This is a genomic window from Chitinophaga sp. YR573 (genome assembly GCF_900110995.1).
Lineage (GTDB): Bacteria > Bacteroidota > Bacteroidia > Chitinophagales > Chitinophagaceae > Chitinophaga.
This window is the reverse complement of record NZ_FOJF01000003.1, coordinates 949196-971341: the sequence shown is the minus strand read 5'-3', so window position 1 is coordinate 971341 and position 22146 is coordinate 949196. Positions and strand designations below refer to the sequence as shown.

The 22146-nt window shown below is 40.0% G+C and carries 18 protein-coding genes; 9 read left to right on the top strand and 9 right to left on the bottom strand.

Annotated features, from left to right (window positions below):
- Window positions 1–245: 245 nt before the first annotated feature.
- A complete protein-coding gene (locus tag BMW86_RS30355) occupies window positions 246–1166 on the bottom strand; it encodes an MBL fold metallo-hydrolase (protein ID WP_255373046.1) in 921 nt (306 codons plus the stop codon).
- A gap of 171 nt (window positions 1167–1337) precedes the next feature.
- Between BMW86_RS30355 and BMW86_RS30350 the strand changes: the two genes are divergently transcribed.
- A complete protein-coding gene (locus BMW86_RS30350) occupies window positions 1338–1694 on the top strand; it encodes a winged helix-turn-helix transcriptional regulator (RefSeq protein ID WP_089788273.1) in 357 nt (118 codons plus the stop codon).
- Between the two features lie 158 nt (window positions 1695–1852).
- Window positions 1853–2167 (top strand): pyrimidine/purine nucleoside phosphorylase, encoded by a 315-nt coding sequence (locus BMW86_RS30345; RefSeq protein ID WP_089787405.1) that lies wholly within the window; start codon window positions 1853–1855, stop codon window positions 2165–2167.
- 333 nt (window positions 2168–2500) lie between these two features.
- Here BMW86_RS30345 and BMW86_RS30340 read toward each other — a convergent pair whose 3' ends face one another.
- From BMW86_RS30340 to BMW86_RS30320, 5 genes are all read right to left on the bottom strand, one after another.
- Window positions 2501–3217 (bottom strand): SDR family oxidoreductase, encoded by a 717-nt coding sequence (locus tag BMW86_RS30340; protein WP_089787403.1) that lies wholly within the window; start codon window positions 3215–3217, stop codon window positions 2501–2503.
- A gap of 67 nt (window positions 3218–3284) precedes the next feature.
- Window positions 3285–3674, bottom strand: coding sequence for a helix-turn-helix domain-containing protein (locus BMW86_RS30335; protein WP_089788271.1), 390 nt, complete (start codon window positions 3672–3674; stop codon window positions 3285–3287).
- Window positions 3675–3769: 95 nt separating this feature from the next.
- Window positions 3770–4324: a dihydrofolate reductase family protein gene (locus tag BMW86_RS30330; RefSeq protein ID WP_089787401.1), complete on the bottom strand. Its 555-nt coding sequence runs from the start codon at window positions 4322–4324 to the stop codon at window positions 3770–3772.
- 321 nt (window positions 4325–4645) lie between these two features.
- Window positions 4646–5014, bottom strand: coding sequence for a hypothetical protein (locus tag BMW86_RS30325; protein WP_089787399.1), 369 nt, complete (start codon window positions 5012–5014; stop codon window positions 4646–4648).
- A 99-nt stretch (window positions 5015–5113) separates the two neighbouring features.
- Entirely contained in the window at window positions 5114–6037 is a 924-nt protein-coding gene (locus tag BMW86_RS30320; protein WP_089787397.1) for a hypothetical protein, read from the bottom strand.
- Between the two features lie 344 nt (window positions 6038–6381).
- Here BMW86_RS30320 and BMW86_RS30315 point away from each other — a divergent pair, with 344 nt between their 5' ends.
- The gene (locus BMW86_RS30315; protein WP_255373045.1) at window positions 6382–6702 is read left to right on the top strand and encodes an aldo/keto reductase; all 321 of its coding nucleotides are present in this window, start codon (window positions 6382–6384) and stop codon (window positions 6700–6702) included.
- Window positions 6703–7112: 410 nt separating this feature from the next.
- Entirely contained in the window at window positions 7113–8075 is a 963-nt protein-coding gene (locus BMW86_RS30310) for a tetratricopeptide repeat protein (protein WP_089787395.1), read from the top strand.
- A 70-nt stretch (window positions 8076–8145) separates the two neighbouring features.
- Here BMW86_RS30310 and BMW86_RS30305 read toward each other — a convergent pair whose 3' ends face one another.
- Complete coding sequence (locus BMW86_RS30305) at window positions 8146–8853, bottom strand: hypothetical protein (RefSeq protein WP_089787393.1); 708 nt, start codon at window positions 8851–8853, stop codon at window positions 8146–8148.
- Between the two features lie 206 nt (window positions 8854–9059).
- Window positions 9060–10079 carry a tetratricopeptide repeat protein gene (locus BMW86_RS30300; RefSeq protein WP_089787391.1) on the bottom strand — a complete coding sequence of 340 codons (1020 nt, stop codon included), beginning with the start codon at window positions 10077–10079 and terminating at the stop codon, window positions 9060–9062.
- Between the two features lie 245 nt (window positions 10080–10324).
- Between BMW86_RS30300 and BMW86_RS30295 the strand changes: the two genes are divergently transcribed.
- Window positions 10325–10882: a hypothetical protein gene (locus BMW86_RS30295; RefSeq protein WP_143056739.1), complete on the top strand. Its 558-nt coding sequence runs from the start codon at window positions 10325–10327 to the stop codon at window positions 10880–10882.
- 86 nt (window positions 10883–10968) lie between these two features.
- Here BMW86_RS30295 and BMW86_RS30290 read toward each other — a convergent pair whose 3' ends face one another.
- Window positions 10969–14367, bottom strand: coding sequence for a gliding motility-associated C-terminal domain-containing protein (locus tag BMW86_RS30290; RefSeq protein ID WP_177189445.1), 3399 nt, complete (start codon window positions 14365–14367; stop codon window positions 10969–10971).
- A 647-nt stretch (window positions 14368–15014) separates the two neighbouring features.
- On the opposite strand from BMW86_RS30290, the gene BMW86_RS30285 reads away from it, so the two are divergent.
- The 4 genes from BMW86_RS30285 to BMW86_RS30265 all read left to right on the top strand — a co-directional run bounded on the left by BMW86_RS30285 (window position 15015) and on the right by BMW86_RS30265 (window position 22092).
- Entirely contained in the window at window positions 15015–15713 is a 699-nt protein-coding gene (locus BMW86_RS30285) for a hypothetical protein (protein ID WP_089787386.1), read from the top strand.
- A gap of 564 nt (window positions 15714–16277) precedes the next feature.
- Window positions 16278–18377: a T9SS type A sorting domain-containing protein gene (locus BMW86_RS30280; protein ID WP_089787384.1), complete on the top strand. Its 2100-nt coding sequence runs from the start codon at window positions 16278–16280 to the stop codon at window positions 18375–18377.
- Between the two features lie 542 nt (window positions 18378–18919).
- On the top strand, window positions 18920–21295 hold the full coding sequence (locus BMW86_RS30270) for an ABC transporter permease (RefSeq protein ID WP_089787379.1): 2376 nt from the start codon (window positions 18920–18922) through the stop codon (window positions 21293–21295).
- A gap of 185 nt (window positions 21296–21480) precedes the next feature.
- Window positions 21481–22092 carry a class I SAM-dependent methyltransferase gene (locus tag BMW86_RS30265; protein ID WP_089787377.1) on the top strand — a complete coding sequence of 204 codons (612 nt, stop codon included), beginning with the start codon at window positions 21481–21483 and terminating at the stop codon, window positions 22090–22092.
- Window positions 22093–22146: the final 54 nt, after the last annotated feature.

Genomic DNA, 22146 nt, shown 5'->3' with positions numbered 1-22146 from the left:
AGAGATGATTGATTTATTCCAATAAATTAATCTAATTCCTATATAACATATTTATAATCAATAACATTTGGCTCGATAATCTACCGCTACCGGGCACCGAAATATAGAACCCGCTCTAGTAGCGGGTTCTATGTTTTAAGACATTTCTCATTCTGGGTCAATTTGTTGATTATCAACATGTCTTGGGTTCGGCGGAATCTATCAATTATTATTATTACTTGAATAGAAATTGAAAAGTTTTTTCATTATTGCCCTATACCGGTAGTTGAGTAAATAATAGGATACCAGATATACGCCTGCCCTGTTTTACGAATATGTCCAATACCCGGGAATGATAAATGGTCTCCTGCTACCCAATATTTTTCCTTAGCGGCTTCCTGAAATGCTTTTTTCCGCATTGCAGCAGCTGCCTGAGGGTCTACGTCAAAAGCAATAGTAACATCAGGGTTAGCAAACTGTATTGGGGCAGCATGCATAATATCGCCCCAGAACATAATTTTCTCACCTTTACATGATACCTGATAAAAAGTATGACCAGGTGTATGTCCCGGGCTTGCAACAGGTAATATACCAGGAAAAAGTTCTGCCCCATAATCAAATGTTTTTACTTTGCCTTCCTTTACATAAGGTGTCATTTTTAAACGGGCTTCATCGAAGTACTTCTTTAATCTGGCAGGCGCATGGGCATAATTTTCCTCACTCAGCCAATAATCAGCTTCTTTTTTGCTTACGTACAATGTAGCGTTTGGGAATAGCATTTTATCTCCATCCATCAGACCACCTGTATGATCAGTGTGAATATGGGTAATTAATATGGCATCTATCTGTTCAGGTTTATAACCTGCTTTAGTAAGATTTGCTGGCAGATATCCAAGCGCTGGTCCGTAAAGCCCCGCAGTACCGGCATCCACCAAAATTAATTTACCGGCCGTTTTGATGAGATAGGCATTGACAGAGGCTTCTATCACTGATGTTTGAAAATTGTCTTTAGTAAGCTTTTCAATTTCAGCAGGCGTTGTATTTGTCAGTACCTTATTTAAGTCTAGCGGAATACTACCGTCGGAAAATGCAATAATTTCAATATCACCCAACAACATATGATAGCTGGTGGGTTGGGTAAATACTTTTGATTGATCCTGGGCGGTAGTAGTATATGCAAGAAACATACAACTAATTATTAGTTTTAATTTTTTCATTGTTTAAATTTTAATGAATGCAAAACTATAGGCTTAGTGCATAGCAGACAAGTACGTACTCCATTATATCATAGGGCTAAAATTATCCCTATAGCTAATATGCTTTTAATGCCTAATTTTATGCTACAAATCAGTATTGGTATGAGCAATAGAAAAATTCCCAAGGACCTGGATTGTGGGATGGCTATGATTATGGAAATTATTGGCGGCAAATGGAAACCGTGTTTGATCCATAATATTTCCAGAGGACTAAAAAGACCAAGTGAATTACAGCGGTTAAATCCGAAGGCTACAAGGAGAGTTTTGTATCAGCAGCTGTCTGAGCTGGAAGAACACGGTATTATTGAGAAAGTAATTTTTCCGGTACTGCCTCCTAAAGTTGAATATTCCTTAACCAATTTAGGGATGTCGTTACTTCCTGTTATTAAGATAATGGACGATTGGGGAACACAGTATCTTGAAAATCCTGATCAACATCCTACTTTAAAAACAGCTTGATGTGAAGTATAATAACTTTGACCACTACAGGTGGGTTGAAAGGTATATTAACTTTAACTATTGGAAAGAAATCGATTCATATTTTTTTACAATTCCCTGTCATGGAATAAATTAATTTAGGGCATCCAAAAATTATTGACGTTTAATAAATTAAAATTATGAGCAGTTCAAATAGTTCTTCAGACATAACGGATAAGGTTTCGCATAATATATATTTTGATGGAAAAGTTCAAAGCCTTGGCATCGAAACAGAGAAAGGGACAGCAACCGTCGGAGTTATGAAAAAGGGTACTTATGTATTTAACACTTCTTCGCTTGAGACTATGGTAATTATTTCAGGTAACATGAGTACAAGGGTGAGCGGCAGCGACTGGCTAAGACACAAGAAGGATGATGCTTTTGAAATAGCCGCACACACATCATTTGAAGTAATATGTGATACGGATGTAGCATATATCTGTTACTATAGTTAAAAAATTAGCATATTATAAATGGGATACCTTTAACTCACTTAATGTGTAGATAATGATTTAAACTATATTTTCCGCAACTTATTAAATATCAATGCCAATTGGTTCGTAAATCTTCCGCTACCGGGCACCTGAAAAGAAAAGGCTTTAAGTTGTTGAACTTAAAGCCTTTTTCATTTCGAACTAACTTCATTTTTTATAAACTAATATCTAAATCATTATACAGGAATAGTTTTCAGGTTCGATTCCTGACGCCGGTACCGGAGCGTAATGCCTGCTGAAACAAAAGCTACAATGTCAGGCCATGCTATTGCAAATGCCCCTGGCGGTAGTTTTTTACCAGGCAAATTCGCCTTCTTTCCAGAAAAACTTTCCTGTTGGTGCATCATGCCCCAGGGTTGCAGATTTTACAATGATACCAACAGCTTCTTCTACGGTTTGTGTGCCTTGATATTGATTGAGGTTTGTTGCTGTGTAGCCCGGCTCAACACTGTTTATTTTGAAATTTGTATTCCGAAATTCCTTCGCTAAACTTACGGTAAAGGCATTTAATGCTGTTTTGGAACATCCGTAAGCATAGAATGCAAAATCATGAGAATTACTAAAATGGAGAGAACCTAATCCGCTTGAAACATTTACTATTCGTGGTTCGGCAGATTTTTTTAGCAAATCAATAAACTGTTGTGTTGTTTGCACCGCTCCGAAAAAATTAGTTTCAAACACTTTCCGCAAATTTTCCATTTCGTATGTGGACATATTTTGAGGCATCCCCCCTGAGATGCCTGCATTATTGATTAGCACATCTAATTGTTGTGTTTTTGCTTCTAATTCCTGCTTTGCCGATTTTATTGAATTGATGTCTGTTACGTTTATCTCAATAAACTCCACATTACTAAGTCCTGATTCATTTAATTTTTGTTGTGCCGCAATTCCTTTGGATTTATCACGACTTCCCATGTAAACATAATAACCAAGCTCGGCTAATTGTTTGGCTGTTTCAAATCCAAGTCCCTGATTGGCACCTGTAATCAGGACTGTCTTTTTTGTTGTCATAATTTTATTATTTAATTGATGACAAAACTAGAAAGCCCTGAGGGAAATAAATGGTGAGGTATTCTGTTTAAATGGTGAGGTATTCTGTTTTTGACTTTCTGTATTTAGAGGGCGTTAATCCTGTATAACTCTTAAAGAATTTGGTAAAATTAGAGGGATCGTAATCTAAAGTTCTTGCGATTTCGTTGACTGGCTTGTTTGAATTTTCAAGCATTTCTTTGGCAATTTCTACTAATTTATTCTCGTAGATTTCGCAAGGCGATTTGCCTAATACTTCGCTTACAGTGTCGCTCATATGATTAGGAACTATAAACAATCGTTCTGCAATTTCATTGAGTTTGATCGACTTTTCTACTTGTCCCGTTTTTAGTTCGGTTAGATGTTTGTCAAGCTCAAACAAAAACTGATTGGCAATTTCTATTTTTCTGGGTGAGATATTTCTTTCTTTATGTCCCATTTGTTTCATTTTAAAAGTGTCACTCTAAAATTACCAAAAGGCTTTTTTATTTCCATAAGTTTTTCATTAATGAGCTTTCCTATTTCCGTTAGGCGTCAAATCCTTTCATATCGCAGTGCCACACACCCGTTACTCAGCGTTTTCGACGCCACTAGTTTTAAACCCATAATATCCGGCAAGGACATTTCGGTAAACAATCGCCGTCCCTGGCCAACGAACAGCGGGTGAACGACCATATGGAATTCATCTATCAACCCCCATTCGATTAATCGGGCTGGTAACTCCACGCCGCCGGTGGATATCGCTTTACCGGGTAACTGTTTTAGCTTTAAGACCTCTTCCTTCACATTATCCCGGATAATCATTGTTTGTTCGTTATCTACACTGTCTATGGATTGCGAAACGACAATACACTTAAGTTTAGCAAACACCTTAGCAAATGCATTTGCAGCTTCATTCATTGATTGCGTTTGAGCAACCTCCGGCCAGAAAGGGACCATCAGTTCATAAGTTTTCCGCCCGTAAATGATCAGATCGACGTCTTCCAGCAGTTCCCTGAAATATTCGAGAATATCATCTCCGCCGCTGAATTTGGTATGATCGCAGCAACCATCCAAACTAATGTTAATGCCATAAATAAGCTTTCGCATGTTATAAAGTTTATTGTACTCAATTTAGGACGTTTCAGTTCTAAAGAAACATATAACCAATCCTTCAGAATAGTTCGTCGTTATTGGTAACTCTCAAACAATGTATGCATTACATAGACCTTATATGCGGATTCAACTTCGTGCATATGGTAAAGGTACAGATAACCATTTGCCAGGCGGTGATGGCTAACTCCTTTTATCATTGTTCCTGACACATAATTGACACATGTCATGATACATACCAATACTGCTATTCTTCCACCAATTATTGCCGGACAATTAAACTGTTATTATTCTGATACTAATAAAAGTCGTGATACATCAATGCCAGTCATACACACAATAGCGACATTGCTTTGCCAGGGGTGTTCTGCAGAGTTTACCACATTTAGGACAGTTATTGATAAATATTTCAGACTCATATCGCTCTTTAAGCTTACTGGCAATCAGAATATAAAATTGATCCTGACCCATTTTCAGCATATCTGATGAATCCTGATCGTCTGAAAGCCACCCGTTTTTCCGATAAAATTTCGTAGCTATAGGATTGGGTTGAGTATTTATAGGATTACTTAGATCTAAAGACGCTCCCAGATAAGCAGCGAGTGTCATCTGAATTGGACCTCGTTCTTCGAACGAAAGAAGACCTAAATAATGATCTATGATATATTTTGCTGTTTGCGGGTCCATGCTTAGACTATTATTATGTTTTAAAGGATTGCGCAAAGTTCGATAAATAGAATAAAATGGTTCTCAGCCCCTTTTCCTCTTTCCTTAGTCCCAACTTTCTTAATCCAGTTTGTACCGCGGATATTCAAATCTCAGTACAAGCCTCAGTCGCTCATTAGATGAAAAATAGATACTGAGCATCTTTACAAACTGATTAGGATAATAATAATAATCCGCCGTAAAAGGAGTAATTTCCGCATCATTCGCTGTATTGCCACTATTACGCAAATTTCTGGAGTAGCTCTTTAATATTAACTGATCCGGATTCAACAGTTGATCACTAATATTTTGCTCTCCACCTGAGGAAAACAAATGGGGGTTATCTCTCAATGCCAGAAACAACAAATAATCATGGTCTATAAACGCTTTCTGCTGAGATTTAGCACCATTATACATAATTGTTGCAGAGCTCTCCGTATCCGAGAAGGCATTAACCTCACGTACAACTCTGCTGGAATCCAATATTCCGGCAGCATCCCTAAAGTAATAAACATGTGCAAATACAACAGGAGTATCCTTTGGTATCCCAAACATCTTCACCTCACTGATCCTTCCATTTTTATCATAAAAAAACCTGCCATTTATTGTATCCGAGAGTGAACCATAATCTAATATGTGCATACTATCCATTCGGCCCAGAGTGTCGTAATGAAAATCATAATCTTCGTTGTAAAAACCACCAGGTGATCTCATTCTTAATGTCTCTACCCGCCCATTGGTATTATATCCAAACTGAGAATAAATACTATCATACAAGTAGTCCTGACGTTTAGATATTACCTTATCAATACGTCCATCAGAGAGGTAATAGATACTATCTCTCCAGGTATAAAATGCTATATTATTGGGGTAAAAACCATAATACACTTTATTGGGTTTAGTGCTGATATCAGCACCGTGGTCATTTTTTTCTTTGCCACAGGCAATTGCAAATATTACAATCAATAGTGCTATAGGTCTGAGAAATTTAGGATTTGAAAACATACTACGTCAAAGATATAATAGGAAAAGATCTTTTCCTATGTTCACTATTTTAACAGACCTTTTTTACACAAAGCGATTATAATCAACGTTAATTGGTTCGAGAATCTATCGCTACTGGGCACGATCAGGCTCTGTAATCAATTGATTTACAGAGATTTTTTATTCTGCCATGTCGATATTTTACTGATTTTAACGCATTCTGCCACTATTATTGACAAGCAGAAATTGTCGTACTTCACCCCAGCGGCAGCGGGTGGGTATGAAATTTTAAATGAGTTCATTTAATTCATCATCCGGTAATCATTCGGCGTAACGCCTACTTTTTGTTTGAATAAACGGGTGGATTGCACGATGTACGTGATAAAGTAATCATCGCTACCAAGTTTGGCTTTAAAAACGGCAAGAATACAGATGGTTTGGATAGTCGCCCGGAACGCATCAGGCAGGTGGCGGAAAACTCGCTCCGGTATCTGCAAACCGATTATATCGACTTGTTTTATCAACACCGCGTGGACCCGAATGTGCTTATTGAAGACGTTGCCGGAACCGTAAAAGATTTAATTGCCGAAGGCAAAGTAAAACACTTCGGTATGAGTGAAGCCGGCGTGCAAAGTATACGCAGAGCGCATGTCGTACAACCCGTGGCAGACCTGCTAGGCAGGTAAGCAAGTCATACTCCCGGTGATACGTCTTCCCCTCCCCTGGTACGTGTCCCCACGTACCGGAATGGTTGTATAGCTTACCTTCCCGCATATGAACAACGAGTATGAGCAGCGTAAGTCGGCTATGTTGTATGGTGAGCTATACTTTTGGACGGCCACCATCAACAGTTGGAAGCATTTACTGGCAGCGGATGAAATGAAGATGCAGGTGATACAATCGTTGCAATGGCTAAAGTCGAAAGAACTGGTGAGTATTTATGCCTATGTTATTCTGTGTAATAGTTCCGATTTGATCCGCCATTTCAGATATGTATTTGAGTACCTCTCCTTTGAGTTTCATTATCGAATATACGTCCCGGATCTTGATCAATTGACAAAAAATATGATATCTTCGAGCAACATTTTCCCTATATATGAAATCAATAATGACTTTGTTACTTCTCCTGGTAACCCTGTTCGCTGCTGCGCAGCAAACAAAACAAGACTCATTACTATTCGATCAGGCCCAGACCCTCCTCGTCGAAGGAAAATATGATGAGGCCCTGACCATCATCAACCGCCTCCTGATTAGCAACCACAATAATCCAGATTACTTTGATCTATGCGGTGAGATCTATATGAGTAAGCATATCGCAGATACCGCGCTATTCAACTTTAACACCGCACTCATGCTGGACCCGGAAAATCCTTACATATACTCTCATCGTGCACACACCTTTCTGTCTATACAGATGCCGAACAAGAGTATCGACGACTACAACCGGGCCTTAAAACTGATCAAAGACGACGATACATTGAAGTACACTACGATTGGCAACCGTGGTAGCGCCCGCCAGATGGAACGTGACTTCCAGGGAGCATATGAAGACTTTAAGACAGCCCTGAAATTTGATTCTCTCAACATACAAGCCCTGATCGGTATGGGTAGCATCCTCGATGATCTTGGTAAGCCAAGGGATGGTATCGCGTACCTGGAGAAAGTCATACGTCTTTCCCCGAATGAATCCAGTGCCATCTGCAATCTGGGTTTCCGCTACCTGGATCTCGGTGAATACAAAAAGGCGATCGCCATGTTCAACAAAGTGCTTGAACTTTCTCCGAACGATGGTGTAGCCTATAACAACAGAGGCTACGTAAAATACAAAAAGAACGATCTGAAAGGGGCTCTCAAAGATATTGAGCTCGCGATCAAATATTACCCGGCCAACTCTTATGCTTTCCGTAACAGAGCACTCATCTACCTTGCTATGAAACAGCAGGAGAAAGCCTGTGAGGATCTTCAGTACGCCATACAACTAGGATTTACACTCATGTACGGTAATGAGGTGCAGGAGCTGATAGAAAAACACTGTCTGTTAAAAGACACACATAAATAATCGCACACTTAAATAGTTACATCGTCCAGCCACACTTGCCGAAAACCACTTGTTGGCTGTAGGTTTTCTCCTAGTAGTATTCAAATTTTCTCACAATAATTCTAAACACTTTCTTGTCAAACAAGTTGGATAACCAAATTTTTGTTGGATTGCCAAACTTGTCAAAGTCGAAATATTTATAGCTAACTACTGTCATCGTATTTGTAAGCAAATCTGTCCGAAAGCTTTTCGTCAAAAGTCCATTGTCGTTAATAAGGTTTTCATATTTCTCGTTATAATCAATTTTACTATTTTCGTCATAGCCTGTGTACTTGCCAGCTTTGTCTCTGTAGTTTTTGTTTAAGAATAAATATCCTAATAGTTTGACTTGTCCACTAACAGCAGTTTCAGTTGTTTGATATGTTGTGTCATTTAACCAAAGAAATTTTACTGTATCTGTAATTTCATTTTTTTCGTTTATTCTTAAAGCAATTTTTGTCTGTTGTGAGTAAGTATAAGCTGTTTTGAAAGTATAAACTGTGTCTATGGTTATTGGTAATTGTGTGTATGAAAAAATTGTGTCGAAGTTTCCACTTGTGTCGAAAATGTAAACAATTTTATTTCTCCAAAATCTGTTGTCTAAAATTTTATTTTTCTCGTCGAACGAAAGTGTGTCATAATTATAAGTTGTTATGGTTTTTACTTTTCCTTTATAGCCATACTCTTTCAAATCGTTATGAATCTGTCCAAACGACAACGAAAAAGATAGTAAAGAAACTATGAAAATTAATGCTCTCATAAACTTACAGCCAACGTCCAGGGTTTGCAGCAGGTGGGAGTATTAGCATTCCGTCCGCCCGGCCACTGAACTTAATTTATTGATTAAACTTGAAACTTAACTGATCTCAGTTTAAAAACGGCTGCACCAAACTGAACTAAAGTAAAGCCCTGCTGACCATTCCTTGTAGAACAATTGAACGCCACAGCGTCGCTTTTTTTACTCATTTACTTCACGTAGTCTTTTACGGACTGTGGTATTTTATGTTGAAGATTTCTTTCTGTCATAAGGGAAATATAAGTATTGTAGTTATCGATAGCTTCCTTCTTCATACCTTTCTTCTTATAGACATCGCCCAGGTTATAGTAAGCCACTTCCCGTTTAGGATATGCAGCTATTACATGATCCAGGAACTGTTTAGCAACATCCAGGGAATTAGCTTGCTCAAAAAAGTAGCCGATATTATTAGCAGGGATCAGGGGTAGCTGAATCTCTTCATTACTTAGAAAGTCTTCCGCGTTATCGGTGGAGAATACTTTAGACAGATATTTGTAGTGTTCTTTAGGGAATCGTTTCAATGAATCGAGCAATGCATTGTAATGCCCCGGTGTATAAGTAAGAGACACTCTGACTGCCTTTTCGGAGGGGTAGTTTTCAAAATGCACGTACTCTGCGGCATAACTATCCAGGTATACACCTGACGCACTGAGGAAGTGTATATGTTCGTTCGTAATTTCCTTCTCATCATTGGCCATATCTATCTGTGCTTCTGAAAGCTCCCAGCGGTTATTAATTCTGTTATATATAAACTGAAACCTATCATTCGCCCAAGCTACGCTGGGGCCGTATGATATACGGATAAAAATAGTATCATTATTTAAAGTGAATCCCTGTCCTTTTACATTGTTACAGGTAGCACAGTAGAATGCATTGTCGTTCGTGAATTTCAGCTGGTAGTTGTTGGGTTGTTTTTCGTAAAATGCAATACCGACGCTTATGTAGTCTCTGTTATCATTATTCTTATAAAAAGGCGAATTAAAGTTAAACGTGTCCGTTTTTTCGTAGGACACAAATAACCACTTTCCGTTCTCACTGGCTTCCCTGCTTTCAAAATGAGCCGTATCGGTATTAAACACTTTTTTAAATGCCTGCTCGGGCGCAACGCCCATCGTCAGTGGCAGGGTACGAGGTTGGGCAATCAGGTTACTACAGCCAAAAAATAAGATAAACGTTACCAACAATTTCATTAGGGATTGTGTTTTTTTATACGGCGCTGGATAAGAGCGCCGGTAATCAGCGACGTTGCAATATAGCTGTATTTTTCAAATAGCAGGTCACGAAACCCCACCAGCCGATTTCCTCTCCCAGTGCACTAATAACCAATATTAACTGGCCTATTGCATTTTTTTGAGAAAATTTGTATTTTGGCTCCCCTTAAATCAGAATCAGGTATGAAATCCTTAACCTTCATTCCCTTAACACTAACTCATATATGAAAAGACGTAATCTTATTTCCCCATTAGTCCTGCTGTCAGGACTATTGTTTGTTATGTTCATGATATCCTGTGGTAAAGACGGCGCGACAGGACCAGCCGGTCCTGCTGGTCCTGCCGGTGATAGCAGCTCCGGCACTGTGATTTATTCCGACTGGCTGGATGTGCCGTATAAACCCGACACCATACATAATTCAAACGGTAGTATTGATACGATAGGCTTCTATGCCATTATTGACGCACCTAAACTCACCCAGGCACTGCTGAGTACCGCAGATGTAAAAGTATACATCAACACTAATAAAGCAAGTGATCCTGTCATTTATCCGTTGCCTTATAATGCCAGATCTGGTATTTACATCAACGTCACGGCTTACACGCAAAAGATTCAGTTGTATTCCAATGCGGATGTGGGTACTACATTGGCCAATGATGGTACAAAGTATCAACAATACAGATACATGATAGTGCCCGGCAATACAGAGGCAAGATCGGCTGCTCCGGTAAACTGGTCCGATTATGCCGAGGTAAAAGCGTATCTCGGGCTAAAAGATTAAAAAGAAATTGCGGTCAATTAACTCACTGGCGGTGGACAAGGCATCGCCTGTATCTGCCCGGGGATAGTATCCCGGGCAGATATACTTTAACGGATCACCGTAATTGTTCCTTTAATTAATTTTGCTTCTCCCATACAGTCCGTATAAGTAACATAATAAACATACGTTCCTGGCAATCGTTTTCCTTTATACTCTCCATTCCAGCTGGTATTTAAATCATTTGTAGCAAATACCAGTTCACCCCAGCGGTTAAAAACCCTGAAAGTTTTAAGCGATATTTTCCTACTCACAATTCGAAAAACATCATTCAACCCATCCCCGTTCGGAGAAAATGCAGAGGGCATATAGATATAGGTATCTACGCAATATGTGGCGCGATCAATGACGTTTATAAATACAGAATCTCCCATCATACAGCCATCCGGATTACTGGTTGCCTGCAGATATATCCATGCAGAAGCCGGAAGTGTAGCGCCTGGATTGTATATAGCCACATTGTTGAAAATAACACCTGCACCACTCCATAAGTAACTAAGTGCATCAGTGGCCTGTAACTGTACCATATCTCCGGCCATTATCGTTTGCTGACTCACTGTAATTTGTACCGTTGGAGAAACAACAGATATGTTTGCCGTTACGATACTGTCACAAGAGGCAGTGTTTAGTGTGTCTGTATAACTACCAGCAGTGGTAATGATTTTTCCATTAAAATTAAATTGATCACCTACACAAATTGTATGGTCGAATGTGCTACGCTTTAAAGGCAACACAGACAGATCCAGAATAACGATGCTGTCACAGGTGGTAGTAGCTAAGGTATCACGGTAAATACCGGGTGATGTTAATATCTTACCATTAAAATTATACTGCGTATTCTCACATATACTAAGACTGACAGACTGTTGTTTTAGCGCTGCAGAAAGTACAAGTGTAACAATGCTGTCGCAGGTAGAAGTGGCCAAAGTATCGCTGTAAGTGCCCGCAGTTGAATACAATTTTCCATTAAATTGAAATTGCATTCCAGGGCAGATAGATTTGTATACAGTATCCCGCTTCAGGGGAAGAACGGTGAGGCGTAAAAAAACAATACTATCACAGCCTTTAACATTCTTCAGCGTGTCTGTATATTGCCCTGTGCTGTTATAGGTATGCATCCCGATAGTGATGCTATTGCCCGGGCAAATACGTTCTATCCGTTCATATATATTGGTGGATTCAAGATGGTAGGTACTATATGACGTATCCCGGCAACCATTAATATCGGTGATTCTTTGAATGGTATATATACCGGTATCAGCCGGGGTTACAGGATTGATATTAAGCGTATCACCTGTAAATACTGTTCCGTTAGGTGCAGTCCATTTGTAGGTGTAAAAAGAGGATGAACCGAAAGTTAATTGCTTACTGTTACAGGAGAATGAGAGTACCGTGACAGGAGGAACTACAATCTGCGTCACCGTTATTTGCGAAGTAGATGCATTGCCGCAAACATCATAAATTCTTACAGTATATGTTCCCGGCGTATTTACTGCAAAGAAATTACTTGTCTGCATAGGGAAAATGGCTGGCCCGGCAACGATTTCATACTCATATGGCGGTACTCCTTTACTGCTGTCTGCAACTATTTCCAGCAAGGCTGTCTGTTTACATGACACATAATTATGCGCGATGACGGCAGGCGTTTGATAGCCTTCAATCACAACAGTATCTCTTATTTCCTGGCAAGGCACCACAGTGCTGTTTGCAGGTATGCTGGATGCAAAATAGGAGGTGTAATTAAAGATAACCTCATATGTTCCTGATGCCAGATTGGTAGCTGAATCATGTATAGGTGTATCAAAATCCTGCGACTGGTAATACTTATAGGTTTCAACACTTGTGCTAAGATTCCTGATACGAATAAAGCCGTTAGCAGCAGTGATATTATAGTGTAATTCGTTTCTGCCCAAACATCCTCTTTTATAACTAAAACGATGATGAAAGTCAGTCACCCGTGCAGGTAATATTATAAAGCTGTCAAACAATTCCGATCCACAGCTGTCTATTACTTTAAACTGGTAAGTACCTGCTGATAAATTATTGATATCAAATGAATAGGTATTCGTACCAACTCCTGTTATCTGGAATGTATCAGGATAAGAATAAGAGCTTTCATATTCATAGCCTGGCTTCTTACTTCCCATTCTTGCTGGGCCGGATAACAGCACCAGTTGAGGCTGTCGTCTGAAATAGTCAACACTGATCGAAATCTTGGCAGTGGAATCCAGGCATCCGTCCCGATACAATTGTTTGTAAGATATCCGTGGTGCAGGAGGAGTAGCCTGGGCAGGGACATACATCTGCTGGAGAAAAGTTCGTCCACAGGCATCCTTAATAGCAATGTTATATGTCTTATCTGTTATGAGATCTTTTGTGTTGAAGCCGCTTGTCTGGAAGTAACCATTATTGGCAAGGTATCCGGGAAGGGTATCTGCATCAACAATCGTATTTGTGAGTACGTCCGTAACAGAATATATAAGCGGTGGCTTCATGCTTGTATATAGTGTATCCGGCCCGGTACAAGCACGATTATTAAGATCATAATTAATGGTTGTTTTATAGATACAGTTGGCAAAGTGTGAAGTTAGCACAGGACAAAAGACAAATGATTTGGCATAAGATTTTTGGGTAGCAATAACGCTGCCACAGTTATCGGTGATGGTTATCTGTAAAGAGTTACCATAGGTAAAATTGGGAATAATCTGCTCAACGGTAAAATAATTGCAGCAGTTTGCTGTATCTATCCGTGTAGGGGTACTGGTGGTAAAAGTACCTGTATTTGTAACAAATGTTAATGTAAGTGGAAACCGATACAAATCAGCACGCATATGCATCGTTATTATTGCTGAATCGCAGCCTATCATATTTACCTGTGGTGGAATCTGAAAAGATAGATTAGAAGGGGGAGGATCAGACAGCGTTACTACTATCGTTCTGAAACCCCCACAGGCATCGCTTAGCCGCAAAGTATAATTACCCGCAGGCAGGTTATTAAATGTATCGGAAACCTGCGGGGCGGTAGTAACCGGAGAAGGTGATAAAAGTTGCCATGTATAAGGTCCGTTGCCTGTTCCTGCTATCCTGTTGCCGATAATCTGGCCGGTACTGCTACCGATGCAATAGGGCGGACTTTTGATCGGACTCATATCCGGCTGTAAATAATTGCCCCCGATGGTGATGCTTCCGGTTGTGCTGTTCGATGCTGCATCAGTAACTTTCACAGTATACGTGCCTGGCGGAAGGGAATTAAATACATTAACGGTCTGTATAGGTTGTGTTACAGGACCTCCTGTTATACTGTAAAGCATTGGCAGTGAAGTTGCAGATGCATTAACGGTAATACTTCCGTTATTGGAGCAGGTACTGGGTGTACTTGTTATTGAATTAATCTGCAACTGTGCAAATGAAATACGTGGAAACAGAATGAGGCCCGCGAAAATCAGCAAATATAGGTTATTACTAAAGCGGGTCATAATAACACAAAGTATATATAATTATAATATAATAAAAGTTATTATTATTTCTTGAGTAGTTTATTATCAGATACAGAGATATCTGAACAGTCAACAAATTTTAATACATTATCTATTGATGAAGCATTATAAATTGTATTGCCTGAAATCTTTATGTTGCCAGTACTCTTTGCCTCCAGTAGTTTTGACCCATGTAAACAAAAAATAGTTATCAAGTACTTTTATGTTATTGTGTACGACAGGAGGCATCATCATTGACAAAAATTCCGCTCATATGTGTATTTTCAAAACGATTGTGCTCAATGAGTACTTTACGCCGCGTAGTGGTTAAAATGTTCTGTGAACGGTATGATACACCTGCACAGATTATAATAAGACCCTATGTAAAGCAGAATTGAACAGGTATTGATAAGGTTCATCCTACGTTCATCCTACGTTCGCAACGTAGGATGAACGTAGGATGAACCTGTTCAATCCCTTTTCTTAACAATACTTCTTAGAATCTGAGTACCTGTTAATGTATCTTCATCAAAAGTTTTTCAATCAGTATTTGTGCTGGCTTGACTGGTTGCTACACCCATACCTGATTGTCAAATGATTGTATATTTATATTAACTATCATGATAGGTTTATCTCATACTGAGAATCAAATTCACTGTGTCACGAATTTTCAAGACCTTGTTTCTACGCCATTTAGCGGAGAAATGAATGCGATTTGCTGGACTCGTAAACTAACAGGTGATTTTTCTGAGATTGTTAAAAAGGTAGTGCTAAGCGGAAATATAACGGTAATTGAACAAGAGGAACTTTGTGAACTTCAGTTGAGTGAACAAGGGCAACTTGCCCGTGAAATTCTTTTAAATGACTTGAAGGTATTGGAAGCTCATGGCTTATCGCCAATCCTTAATGTGATCAAATACTATGATCGGGATGATACATACCCCTTTTTTCCAACCGATGTTTATTCTTTTCATGTAGATCGCTCTCCTATACCAACCGATACCTTTTTATGCACTTACTATGGCGAATCGAGTGAAATATTGCCAAATTCACAAGGCAAAAAGAAAGTACTTATTCCGGAAATACGTGATGAACTCAAAAAACTATATCATGGAGCAGATGAAGGTTTTGAGTCATTCTTAAGTGAACATTTCTTTGATCTGCACTATCAGGCAGAACCTGATGCACGTCCAATAAGCTTAGGCCTTGGTCACCTATGGAGGTTGGCGGTTGATCATCCTGAAAGTCAGGTTCCTCCTTGTCTTCACCGTGCGCCAAAGGAAAAATCCGGACAGAGTAGGTTGTTGATGATCTGTTAAACACAAATCCTTAATAGCAAGACGATAAATTTAAATGCAAAAACTGTTGACCACCAGATTTTGCTTACCTATAATCAATATTATAATACATTCTCTATATTATTCAGACTGGAATTTAAAAATTCTTATGTAAGAACAATTAAAGTAAAGATTTGTCAATCATCAGTTAGGGAGATTTTAACGGCTTAACATGAATACGAAGCGTCGCTGCCGTTCAAATAATTTAGTATATTGCCTACTGTTAACCAATTAAAACCTTATGCGAACCAAGAACAAGTTCCCCCTGATGGCATTGTGTGCCATTGTATTATCCCTTTGTTTTTATGGATGTCGAAAAAGTACACAACCGACAATGATTCACACCCCTGTTTCAGACGAAATCCCCGATTGGTGTCAAGTAATATTGAGGTACGGTACCGGAATGTGAAGGTTACGACGTTTGGAAACAACTGTTCGGGCACTGCATGTACCAGCCCGGATTGGGTGTATTTTACGATTAATGTGCAATGATATTTGTTACCCGCATTTTCAACCCTATATATAACCCTTATTAAAACCCACAAGATGAAAAAGCCCTACTTATCAGTACTTTTATTTCTCATTACTATTTCTGTTCATGCCACTACAGACCCAAATCCAAAGAATGGTATTTGCGCAAGTTACACTGCCAGTGAATTAAGTATTACGCCACAGGATGCGACACAACACTGGACATTTGGCCTTACAGTAACAGACGTAGGCGGATATCAGCCAGCCGCTCAGCCTCTTGTAACCACGCATGACAATGCCGTTCAATTCGATCATGATCATCACTTCAAAGTGGAGTATATAAATGATGAACAGGGCATCCGGCAAAACTTCATCATCAACAAACCTGCCGGCGCACTGACGGTCCGGCTACAGGTAAGCAATGGCTGGAGCGCCATCTACCAAAGCATAAATGGTGTCCAGTTCAAAAACAAGGACCAACAGCTGAATTACAGCGACTTGAAGGTACTTGACGCAAAAGGTAAACAGCTACCTGCCCATTTTACTTTACAACAGGATCAGGTAGAGATTGCTGTGGATGATGCACAGGCAACATATCCGGTTTCCGTTACCGTCATTGCGGGAGATATGACAATACTAAATGCCCAAACCCTGCTGAGACAAAACCAGGCTGGTGCCCGATTGGGTACTACCGTTGCCGCTGCCGGAGATATAAATAGGGATGGATTCAGTGATATACTTGTGGGAGCGCCATATTATACCAATGGTCAGACACAGGAAGGAGCCGTATTCGTTTATTATGGTTCCGCAAATGGGATAAACCCCAACCAATTTACCATGCTTGAAAGAAATGTTGCAAACGGGCATTTCGGAGAGGTAATAGCCGGTTCCGGAGATGTGAATGGAGATGGTTATGGTGATGTGCTGGTAGGTGTTCCCTATAATGCGGGTTCATGGACCTCGCAGGATACCGGGTATGCATATCTTTATTATGGATCAGCCACTGGTTTAAATACCACTCCTGAAATTATCCGTTCAACAAGAAAAGGAGACCGGTTTGGTTCCAGTGTTGCCATTATTCAGGACCTCTTTTTTGACGGTACCAATGACATCATGATTGGAGCACCCGAAGGTCAGGGATATGTTTCCGTTTATTTTGGCAATACCAGGGGTATCAAATATTCATTGATCCAACAACTGGCTATCAGTGGGACTATAGGCTTTGGAAAAAAAGTAGCCACTGGAGGGTTTGTAGACCAATTTAGGAACCTTTTAGCAATAGTAGTAGCTGATAACGCAATCTATCTCTATCGTCCCAGTGGCCAGACAATTGATTCCGCAGCTACTACGGTGATACATGCCCCTGCTAACTCAGTATCCTTCGGTTCTGCGATTCTATCCGGGCGGGATATCAACAGTGATATATATCGCGATTTGGTAGTCGGTGATAAGGATTTTGGAAACCATGCAGGTGCATTGTATGTCTATAGTAGTAATAGTAATGGTTTTTACAACACCCTGGCCACTACGATAACGGGTAGTCAGGATTCTGCACTCCTGGGATCACAGCTGACATGGAACGGCTTTGCAAACGTGATTGCATCGGCACCCAGAGAAGACATTAACGGACTCACAAATTCAGGGCGGGTGTACGTGTATCCCAGCTCTCCCTCAGGTTTAACAAATACAACGATGGCAACTATACGGTCTGACAGGTCCTGGTCTGACCTGGGAACCAGCCTGGCAAATGCGGGCGATATAGATGGAGATGGATATACAGATATCATAATAGGAGCTCCATCTTACACTGATACACAAGCCGATGAAGGAATCGCAGCCATCTTCATGGGCAGTGAGTCTGATCTGATTCTGTCCCGCAGGGCATCAAGAGATACACCTGAAAGCACCGTTACAACAAAAACAACAGCAACAATTAAAACCTTCCCTAATCCCACCTCAAACAACCTTGCCCTCCAGTTTGAAGGATTGAATGCAGGCACAAATACTTATCTCCAGCTACTGGATATAAATGGTGCAATCGTAAAAACGGTTCAGATAGGAAAGGTTAATAAAGGGAACCAGACTATTGATGTGAGCACACTTGTACCCGGTACCTACATTATGATCATTCATAACGGCGGCAATGTGATCAAAGAAAAAATCATCAAACAATAATAGTCCTCACCATGAAAAGCTAACTGAACACTAGTCATCTGTCGTATTCTGATTTGACTTCATTTGTGTAAGTAGAGGGTGTCTTAAATAAAAGAGGCACCCTCCTTTCATCAATTCATCATTTCATTCAGCCTATAACTGTCCTCCAGAAAATGATACTTCACAATCTTCCCTTCCTGCACTTTAAATGTAGCTGTAAATGCTGTCGAAAAAAGCTTATCGTATTTCAAAATCTTTGAAGTCAGGTATCCCACTGCTACGGCGTGCTCACCCTCAAAAGCACAGAATTCCACTTCAAGACTAACAGGTTCAATATACCTGTGGAAGTCCGCAAAAAATGCTTTTATATTAGAGACACTATTCTTCCATATATTAAAATCTCTGCTTAACTTGACTGGTTCAGAATGAGACAAAAGCGCACATGCAGTGTATCAAAACCGGACATATGCACAAATTTAATCATGCACATTTTACTGTTATTAGTATAATAATAATCTGGCATCTTCTTAGTGACTTTAACCCTCATGTATTAAGAAATAATTATGCTCAGAAACTATCTTAAGATTGCCTGTCGTCATTTCCTTAAAAACCGTCTGTTTACTTCCCTTAATCTGATAGGGTTATCTACAGGTCTTGCCAGTGCTCTATTGATCTATTTGTGGGTGTATGATGAACTAACAATTGACAAGTTCCACGAAAAAGGTCCTCAATTGTTCCAGGTAATGGAGCAACGCCCACATGCCGGAGGGATTAATACAACTCCCGAGACTTCGGCCTTACTGGCAGAAGCCCTAATGGAAACAATGCCAGAGGTGGAATATGCGGCAGCCAGTACACCTCCTTCATGGTTCCCGAAGATGGTCCTTTCTGCTGAAGACAATAATACTGTTAAAGTAGCGGGGATATTTGCTGGCAAAGACTATTTCAATATTTTCTCCTACCCTCTTTTACAAGGCAGTCGTATGCAAGTCCTGGCCGATAAGCATGCTATTGTAATATCGGAAAAACTTGCCATGAAATTATTCCATACAACTGAAAACCTTATTGGAAAAACTATTGACTGGCAAATATATGATCTCAAAAAGCAGAGTGTTATTGCTGGTATTTTTAAAGAAACACCTCCCAATTCCTCCGTACAATTCGATCTGGTATTCCCATTTGCAGCATTTAAAGACATTATGGGAATAACGGGAACAATGAACAGCCAAAACAATTCCGGTCCTTTTTACACTTATCTGGTGCTAAAGAAAGGTACCGACGTAGCACATTTCAATGATAAGCTCAACACTTTTATGAGCAACTACAGTAAAGGCACTCATCGTAATTTATTTCTGAAGCCCTATGGCGAAAATTATCTGTATGGGAACTATGAGAACGGGATACAATCGGGTGGCAGAATCGGATATGTAAAGCTATTTTCCCTGATAGCACTTTTTATCCTTATCATCGCCTGTATCAACTTCATGAATCTTTCCACGGCAAAAGCATCCGGCAGAATGAAGGAAATTGGTATATGCAAAGCAATGGGTGCCGACCGGAAAACACTGATACTTCAACATCTGGGAGAAGCTTTGCTAATGGCCTTCTTATCGCTGATAATAGCATTACTGCTGGTACAGTTACTACTTCCCCGTTTCAATGAAATTACAGGAAAGCAATTAGTAATTCATGCAGACATTAACCTTATATTATCATTTCTGGGCATTACGCTGTTCACCGGGCTAATAGCTGGCAGTTATCCTGCCTTATACCTTTCCGGTTTTAATCCCGTGGTTGTACTGAAAGGAAAGGTCCGTAACAGCATTGAGGAATTATGGGCCCGGAAAGGATTGGTAGTATTTCAGTTCAGCCTGTCGGTCATATTTATTGTGGCAGTATTGATCGTGTATAAACAAATAACCTACATACAAACAAAAAATCCGGGGTATGACAAAAATCATGTGATCTACTTTGAGTCTGAAGGAAGTGTAGCGACCAACATCCCAGCATTTCTTTCCGAAGTGAAAAAGATACCAGGAATTGTAAATGCTTCTGCTATGGTGGGCAACATACTGGGCGGTCCAGGCATACCTGTTTCATGGAAGGAAAATGGACGGGAAGAAATAATTATGTTCAGGAACCTTCACGGCACCTATGATTTAATAGAGACCCTGGGGATTAAAATGCTTTCCGGACGCACTTTTTCCCAAAATTTCGGCACAGACGGATCAAAGATCATTTTTAATGAAGCGGCCATTAAAGCCCTGGGACTAAAAGATCCGGTGGGAAAAGGTATCAATTTTGCAGGTAAACACCGTGAAATTGCAGGGGTGGTCAAAAACTTTCATTTTGAATCTCTGCATGAGTCAGTAAAGCCCTTATTCATTGAGCTGGACCATCAGACACAGACTATCCTGGTAAGGATCAGCCCAGGTATGGAAAATAAAGTGATTGCCCAATTGGGTACCTTCTACAAGTCCTTCAATCCCCAGTTTTCTTTCGACTACAATTTCCTGAATGCAGATTTCCAGGCTCAATACATTGCAGAAAAGCAGGTAGCTGCATTGTCAAAATACTTCACAGGATTGGCAGTATTGATATCCTGCCTGGGTCTGTTTGGCCTGGCAACGTTCACGGTAGAGAGGAAACGTAAAGAAATAGGCATACGCAAAGTGCTGGGAGCAACGGCGAACAATGTGATACTGTTATTATTCAGGGATTTATTACTATCCGTACTCATTGCTGTGGGCATTGCAATTCCGCTGTCCTGGTGGGCTATGAGCAGTTGGCTGCAGCGATTTGCCTATCATATTCGTATTAGCCCCGATGTTTTCCTGATAGCCGGAGGCGCAATAATAGGAATTACATTACTCACCATTAGTTTTCATACTATTAAAGCTGCTATGACAAATTCTGCAAATGATCTCAGAACAGAATAAACTATTCCGGATGTAGATTTTATTAAGAAAATGTTCCGATTAACATTGCCTCCTCCCGGATCAGTTGTGCGTGATATTCAAGACTAATATGTAAGCATTGTAATTATCCTGTTTAATCTCAAATTAGCAATATTATTCTTATCAATAAAATTACTGTCAAGCTGCTTATCCTTTAACTTTGATCCATGCAATCAGAACTTCAGCAACTTTACGGGAACATAGATATTTACCTTTTCGACCAACTGCTTAAAGGCACTTATGATAATTGTAAAAAGGTGCTCGACGCAGGCTGCGGAGGCGGGCGTAACCTGACTTACTTCCTGAGAAACGGCTATGAGGTGTATGGCATTGACCCTAATCCCAATGCGGTATCAGCAGTTAAACAATTATCACAAACGCTGGCCCATGCTAACTCCAAAGAGAATTTTGTAGTTGCTTCGGCTGAAAACCTGCCTTTTGACGATAATTATTTTGACCTGGTGATCAGCAGCGCGGTATTGCACTTCGCGAACAGTCCTGATCATTTTGATAATATGATCCACTCAATGTGGCGGGTACTGAAACCCGGCGGTTATCTATTTGCAAGACTTGCATCGGATATCGGGATTGAAACGCTGGTGCAGAACCTGAGCAATGGCCGCTATCTTTTGCCCGATGGCAGTGAACGTTTTTTGGTTAACCAGCAATTGCTGCTTCAATATACCCAAAGCCTCAACGCCCGGCTTCACGAACCTATAAAAACCACCAATGTGCAAAACTTACGGTGCATGACCACCTGGTGTTTGCAGAAAGTTTAAGATTTATTCTTTGTTTTTAGAGTAGTAAATATGTTGTTTGGCTGAAAAAGATCA

Coding starts and splice junctions, on each gene's coding strand:
- BMW86_RS30355 (WP_255373046.1), bottom strand. CDS start 1,166: ATGTTTCTTGCATATACTACTACCGCCCAGGATCAATCAAAAGTATTT.
- BMW86_RS30350 (WP_089788273.1), top strand. CDS start 1,338: ATGAGCAATAGAAAAATTCCCAAGGACCTGGATTGTGGGATGGCTATG.
- BMW86_RS30345 (WP_089787405.1), top strand. CDS start 1,853: ATGAGCAGTTCAAATAGTTCTTCAGACATAACGGATAAGGTTTCGCAT.
- BMW86_RS30340 (WP_089787403.1), bottom strand. CDS start 3,217: ATGACAACAAAAAAGACAGTCCTGATTACAGGTGCCAATCAGGGACTT.
- BMW86_RS30335 (WP_089788271.1), bottom strand. CDS start 3,674: ATGGGACATAAAGAAAGAAATATCTCACCCAGAAAAATAGAAATTGCC.
- BMW86_RS30330 (WP_089787401.1), bottom strand. CDS start 4,324: ATGCGAAAGCTTATTTATGGCATTAACATTAGTTTGGATGGTTGCTGC.
- BMW86_RS30325 (WP_089787399.1), bottom strand. CDS start 5,014: ATGGACCCGCAAACAGCAAAATATATCATAGATCATTATTTAGGTCTT.
- BMW86_RS30320 (WP_089787397.1), bottom strand. CDS start 6,037: ATGTTTTCAAATCCTAAATTTCTCAGACCTATAGCACTATTGATTGTA.
- BMW86_RS30310 (WP_089787395.1), top strand. CDS start 7,113: ATGAAATCAATAATGACTTTGTTACTTCTCCTGGTAACCCTGTTCGCT.
- BMW86_RS30305 (WP_089787393.1), bottom strand. CDS start 8,853: ATGAGAGCATTAATTTTCATAGTTTCTTTACTATCTTTTTCGTTGTCG.
- BMW86_RS30300 (WP_089787391.1), bottom strand. CDS start 10,079: ATGAAATTGTTGGTAACGTTTATCTTATTTTTTGGCTGTAGTAACCTG.
- BMW86_RS30295 (WP_143056739.1), top strand. CDS start 10,325: ATGAAAAGACGTAATCTTATTTCCCCATTAGTCCTGCTGTCAGGACTA.
- BMW86_RS30285 (WP_089787386.1), top strand. CDS start 15,015: ATGATAGGTTTATCTCATACTGAGAATCAAATTCACTGTGTCACGAAT.
- BMW86_RS30280 (WP_089787384.1), top strand. CDS start 16,278: ATGAAAAAGCCCTACTTATCAGTACTTTTATTTCTCATTACTATTTCT.
- BMW86_RS30270 (WP_089787379.1), top strand. CDS start 18,920: ATGCTCAGAAACTATCTTAAGATTGCCTGTCGTCATTTCCTTAAAAAC.
- BMW86_RS30265 (WP_089787377.1), top strand. CDS start 21,481: ATGCAATCAGAACTTCAGCAACTTTACGGGAACATAGATATTTACCTT.